A 5537-nucleotide genomic window follows, 5' to 3' on the forward strand; every position below is an offset into this window, starting at 1 on the left:
GTTCGGGACCATCAAGGCCTGGATGGGTGCGACGCACTTCCTGATGCGAAGACGACACAAGGTTGCGACCGAGATGGCGCTTAATGTGCTCGCCTACAACATGAAACGTGGAATAGCGATTCTGGGCTGCGCCACACTGCTGGAAGCGATGCAGACATAAGGGGCGTTTGTACCGGCGCTTCAGCGTTTAGGACCATCTGGGGGCTCATTCGTCCCAACGAGCAACGAAACCGATGCGGGCATCCCGCCGCCAATTGACAAAAGGGTTCTCACACAGCCTGGGCCAGAAGAAGACATCTGCGACTGCCCTGAAGAACGGCCGGGCGTTCCTACGGCCGCCCCTTGATGCGCTCGAACGTCAGAATCCCCACTCCCTCGCGTCCGTCAATCGGACTCTTGTTCGGTTCGGTCTTGATGAGAAGCTCGTCGCCTTCGACCGTGTAAAAGCGGACTTGATCAGTTCCAAGTCGACGACCATCCCATTCTATATCGATGTGATGAACAACCTTACCGGGTGACAGCGTGTACGTGCCGCCATACGCCAACATCGCTTTGTGCAGCTTGATGCGCTCGTCCCCGGTCGGCTCGGCGCGCGGACGTGGTTGATCGGCGGAGACAAAAAAGGCGAACATCCGTCCATCGGCAGTGTAGCTAAGATACCCATCGGGTTGCTCACCCATTTGGTCGTAACGCTCGCCGGTGCCCGCGACTTCGCGGACAAACGACTTCAACTTCCATGTTCCGAGCAACGGATTGTCCTCAGCCCAAGCGGGCATAGGTCCGAGCACGATCAGCAACAACGGAAGCAGCAGCTTTCTGCGGCTCATGCGAACCTCCCTATATGTACTAGGCGCAATTTCCCGAGCACCTGAAAACGGCTTCGCGGCATCAGCCGATCGTCGAAAATGGTTGCACTATGGCTGCTTCAGATGGATTTTGGGATCCACCCAGAATGCAAGCGCTTAGGCTGCAAGGGAGGCCGACATCTGCTCCGCCACAGCAGAAACACGAATTTTACTTGCCTGTGGTCGCGCTCGACCTCTGCGCCAACATTGCATCAAGTTCTGGTAGCAGAACGATGCCGTCCTGATCGCTACCTGATGAATGCACGACAAGCCATTTGCACGGCGCTCCACTCTCATTGCAAGGAGCATGGGGGACATCCTCTGGCATATAGACCTGATCCCCCGCCTTAACTGCGACGTGATGCTCAAGTTTGTCACCGTAATAGACTGCGCATTCACCTTCCAAAAGGTAAGCAATCGTCTCGATACCCTTGTGGTAATGGACCTTTGCCTTGGCACCAGGAGGCATCGGCAGCACATTCAAACAGACCTGTTTTGCTCCGACCGTCTCCTTCGATACTCCGGCTCCATAAGTAAAGCCCTGCTTGCCGACATAGGTCTTACCGGGCTCAATCACTCTCACTGCATCTGACAATCCTGACATTTGCAATCTCCCAACAAGCCAATCCACCTGACGCAATTTACCACAAAAATCCGAAACCATCGGCACCCACGGCTGATGAACTAGCCGGAAGCGTTTCTGAGCTGATCAAGTCCGCTGTGGGTCAATCGCGACGGTGTGGCCCGATCTCGGTAAGGTCCGGTCTACACCTCAGAGCGGACAGTGGAAGGTCGGGCGCATTGGTCGCGACGCGCCAAAAGCTGAAGGTTCCAAGCGGGCAAATTGTTGAAAATGAGACTTCGGTGACTGAACCATTTTGTTGCCGATCGAACTAACGTCTGGGTGTGGAGATTGGCCGTTCGTTCCGCCGAACGGCAGCGACAACAGGGTTCGTCACTGCCAGCCGGTCCGTGAGCATAGATTATGGACTGGATAAGACGATGAGGAGCATGAGAAACTACAACTCAAGGTGCTCCCTCCGCAATCGCGTGGAAATGGAGAGTTGCCATGGCCCGTGCTCCCGCCCAACAGCCCGATTACAGAGTGAGTCAAGCGGCAGTTGCGGACCTTCGTAAATCGCTTCGTGGCGCCCTCCTGCAGCCCGCCGATGCCGGATACCGCGAAGCGCGCTCGATCTGGAACGGCATGATCATCAAAGAGCCTGCGCTCATCGCCCGGGTAAGCGGCGCGTCAGACATTGTCGCCTGCGTGAATTTCGCACGCGAGAACGGACTGCCGCTGTCGATTCGCGGCGGCGGGCACAACATAGCTGGCACCGCGCTCTGCAACCGCGGGCTGATGATCGACATGAGCTTGCGGCGCGGCGTGCGCGTCGACCCTGACCGTCGGATAATTCGGGCCGAGGCTGGCACCACCTGGGGCGATGTCGATCACGAAGCGCAACCCCTCGGGCTGGTTGTCCCGGGCGGCATCGTGTCGAATACCGGGGTTGCCGGGTTCACTCTGGGCGGCGGCTTCGGTTGGACGTCGCGCAAGTGCTGCTACGCCGCCGACAATCTTGTCTCGGTTGACATCGTCACTGCGGACGGCGAGCGTCGGCACGCCAGCAAGACCGAGAACGCCGATCTGTTCTGGGCGTTGGCGGGTGGCAGCGGCAATTTTGGCGCGGTCACGTCCTTCGAGTTCCGAGCACATCCACACGGACCGCAGGCTCTATGCGGGATGGTGGTGTACCCGATGACACAAGCGCGCGACGTTGCGCACCAATTTTGTCGGATCGCCGCCACGGCGCCGGACGAACTGTGCTGCCTGCTCATCTTGCGCATCGCTCCCCCTGCGCCGTTCCTGCCCGAGGCGCTGCACGGCACGCCAATCGCGGCGATTGCAGCGTGCTGGACCGGCGATCCCATCGCCGGACAGGATGCCATGCGTGCGCTCAAGAGCTTTGGCAAGCCGGCTGCCGATACGATCACCGTGAAGCCGTTCGTTGCGCATCAGACCGTGCTCGATTCCGGCCAGCCGTTCGGCCGCCGCTATTACTGGAAGTCGGATTTTTTCGCCGATATGAGCGAGCGCTTGATCGATGCGATGGTCGAGCATGCCGAACGTATTGCCTCTCCGCATTCCGCGGCTCTCTTCATGCACATGGGCGGCGCTCCCGCCCGACTCGATCGCGGGCTCAACGCCGTCGGCTTCAGGACGGCCCAGTACGTGTTGAACGTGCAGGCGGCTTGGGAAAATCCGCAGGAGGATCGCCGTCATATCGAATGGGCGCGCGAATACTGGGCGGCTATCCATCCGTTTTCGACCGGCGCCGCTTACATCAATTTCATGACCGAGGACGAGGGCGACGCCCGCGTGCGCGACGCCTATGGCAATCGGCTCTACGAGCAGCTCGCCGAGATCAAGGCCAAATTCGATCCAGGAAATCTATTCCACGGCGCACAGAACATCCCGCCACGATAGGTGCACGTAGACACGGTGGAGGGCAACCATCCCGCTTAGGTGGTCAGCCGGACTTAATTGCGCGGATGTCGGCTTGGGGTCAAAGGCCGCCCAAAGCGACCGAACCGGGGACTTCCGGTTCACCTAGATGAGCCGACGTTCCCGTGGTCACAAAGGCCGTCAGCTAAGGGGCCATGAGCCGACAATTCAACTTAAATCCTGTCGGGGAAACGGATGATGAAGCCGCCACGGTTCGGCATCCGCACCTTGGGCAGCGTCTCGAGGTTCATCGTGTCAGTCTCACCTATGAGTTTGTTTTTGGCTAGGATGAACGCGGTCAGAGCGTAGACCTCGTCGTCGGTGAGTGACCTCGGCTGCTGCCACGGCATCCCTCTACGGATGAAGTCGAAGAGCGTCGTGGAATAAGGCCAAAAGTTCGCAATGGTCTTCATCCCCGCCGATATGTCGGTGATCTTGCCGCCTCCGAACAGTGGTGAAAAACCGAATTTATTCTTGCCGTCCTGGTCGTGGCAAGCGACGCATTTTTCCGCGTAAATCCGCTCACCTTGCGACGGCGTACCGTTTCCTGCCGGCAGGCCGGAGCCGTCAGGCATAACGCTAATATCCCACGCCGCGACGTCGGCGGGTTCAATAGGCGTGCCAAGATTGGGCCCGTCGGCGAAAGCTACGCTGATGCTCAGGGCGAACACCAACGAAGCGCTATAGACGGAAATTCTATGTATAGGCATGGTTGATCTGCCCTTTGGCGTCGACCGCCCAACTAGTGACCGCGTTGAAGTGCTGGTTGGGAAACGCCCCGATCGGTGGGACATTCTTCAACTCGCCGCGCCGAGCTACGAACTCGGCGCGTGTGGGTTGGAAGTTCCCGGCTTCATCCCAGGCCCGGCTTTGAAGTATTGCGGGGCCACCGTTCCAATGCCAAGCCAAGCGGAAACGGGTGAAAGCCTTCGCCAACACCGGCTCCTGCAGTGCCGCTTCGGCCCAACTCTGCCCGCCATCGGCCGAAACCATAACCTTGGCGATACGGCCGGTGCCGGAATATGCGACACCGGAAATCTGGTAAAGGCCGGGCTGCCCTAGGGTCATTCCGGGAGACGGCTGCGTGATGAACGATTTGACTTCTTGCAGGAAATAAAACTGATATGCCTCGCCGTTTGGGAGAAGCTGCGTGTAGGTCTTGGTTTCCCAGAAGCCCATGGCCGGTTCCTCCACGAGCTTGATGCGCCGCAAATACTTGACGTTCATGTTGCCCTCGTAGCCGGGCAGCAGCAGGCGCACCGGATACCCGTTACTCGGCGTGAGGCGCTCGCCATTTTGATAGAGGGCGATCATGGCGTCGTCCAAGGCCTTCGCCACGGGCACGCTGCGTGTCAGGTGAGGCGCGTCCGCGCCTTCGGCGATGAACCATTTCGCTTTCGGATCAATGCCGGTTTCTTCGAGCAGGGTGGAGAGCTTCACACCCGTCCATTCAGCACAAGACGCGAGGCCGTGCAGCGTCTGAACGTTGCCCTGCAGCGGCTTGGGGGAAAACAGCGGTGCACTGTTGCCGCCGCACTCGAGGAAGGTGATACGCGACACCATCGGATAGCGCGCAAGTGCCTCAAGCGTGAACATCAAAGGGCGTTTGACGAGGCCGTGGATCACGAGGCGGTGCTTATCCGGATCGATGTCGGGCGGGCCGCCATAGGCGACCACGAAGTGCAGGCCATTTGGCGTGATCATTCCGTTTAGCAGGTGATGCGGAGTACGCGCAGTTTGAACGAATGGTAGGCCGTCGGGGTTGTTCAGCGTTCGCGCGACGTTCTTCTCAAACGAAGACGGCAGCTCATACGGCTTAATGCTCGAACCGGGCTCGAGGCTCCATGGATCGTCCTTGAGCGGCTCGGCCGCGGCGCTTGTTAGCGCCCCGACGCCCGTGCTAGCGCGCCCGCTATAGCGACGCCCTGCCCGAGCAGTGCACGCCGGTCAATCAGACCGTTTCCAGCTGCAGTATCCCCCGAAGGATGACGAATTCCTTTGGGCATGACCGCCTCCTCAGCTGTCGGCGTCCTGAAAGTATAAAACTTTCTCGATCGCCCGCAATGACTGGTTCGGGTGTGCGCCGTGAGAAGGCGGCGCTTTCCAGTGGGTGCAAACCCCACCCGGCAAACGCTCCAGCCGGAAGCAATCGGAGCAGTCATGGAGGTAACGAAGTGGCTGAAGCC

At 59.3% G+C, this 5537-nt stretch carries 4 protein-coding genes and 2 pseudogenes; 2 read left to right on the forward strand and 4 right to left on the reverse strand.

The window, feature by feature from the left end; translation table 11 throughout:
- Window positions 1-160: pseudogene (locus AC628_RS45665) on the forward strand (IS5/IS1182 family transposase); the annotation flags it as partial.
- 169 nt (window positions 161-329) lie between these two features.
- Here AC628_RS45665 and AC628_RS37295 read toward each other — a convergent pair.
- Complete coding sequence (locus AC628_RS37295; RefSeq protein ID WP_083633273.1) at window positions 330-827, reverse strand: lipocalin-like domain-containing protein; 498 nt, start codon at window positions 825-827, stop codon at window positions 330-332.
- 187 nt (window positions 828-1014) lie between these two features.
- Complete coding sequence (locus tag AC628_RS37300) at window positions 1015-1449, reverse strand: cupin domain-containing protein (protein WP_074131647.1); 435 nt, start codon at window positions 1447-1449, stop codon at window positions 1015-1017.
- 465 nt (window positions 1450-1914) lie between these two features.
- On the opposite strand from AC628_RS37300, the gene AC628_RS37305 reads away from it, so the two are divergent.
- On the forward strand, window positions 1915-3333 hold the full coding sequence (locus tag AC628_RS37305; RefSeq protein WP_074131648.1) for an FAD-binding oxidoreductase: 1419 nt from the start codon (window positions 1915-1917) through the stop codon (window positions 3331-3333).
- Between the two features lie 191 nt (window positions 3334-3524).
- Here AC628_RS37305 and AC628_RS37310 read toward each other — a convergent pair whose 3' ends face one another.
- Both AC628_RS37310 and soxC read right to left on the reverse strand, forming a co-directional pair.
- Window positions 3525-4022 (reverse strand): c-type cytochrome, encoded by a 498-nt coding sequence (locus AC628_RS37310; protein ID WP_245321521.1) that lies wholly within the window; start codon window positions 4020-4022, stop codon window positions 3525-3527.
- A gap of 25 nt (window positions 4023-4047) precedes the next feature.
- Window positions 4048-5190 (reverse strand): annotated as a pseudogene (soxC, locus tag AC628_RS37315) (sulfite dehydrogenase); the annotation flags it as partial.
- Between the last annotated feature and the right edge of the window lie 347 nt (window positions 5191-5537).

The organism is Bradyrhizobium sp. NAS96.2 (assembly GCF_001908235.1).
In the GTDB taxonomy this organism is placed as follows: domain Bacteria; phylum Pseudomonadota; class Alphaproteobacteria; order Rhizobiales; family Xanthobacteraceae; genus Bradyrhizobium.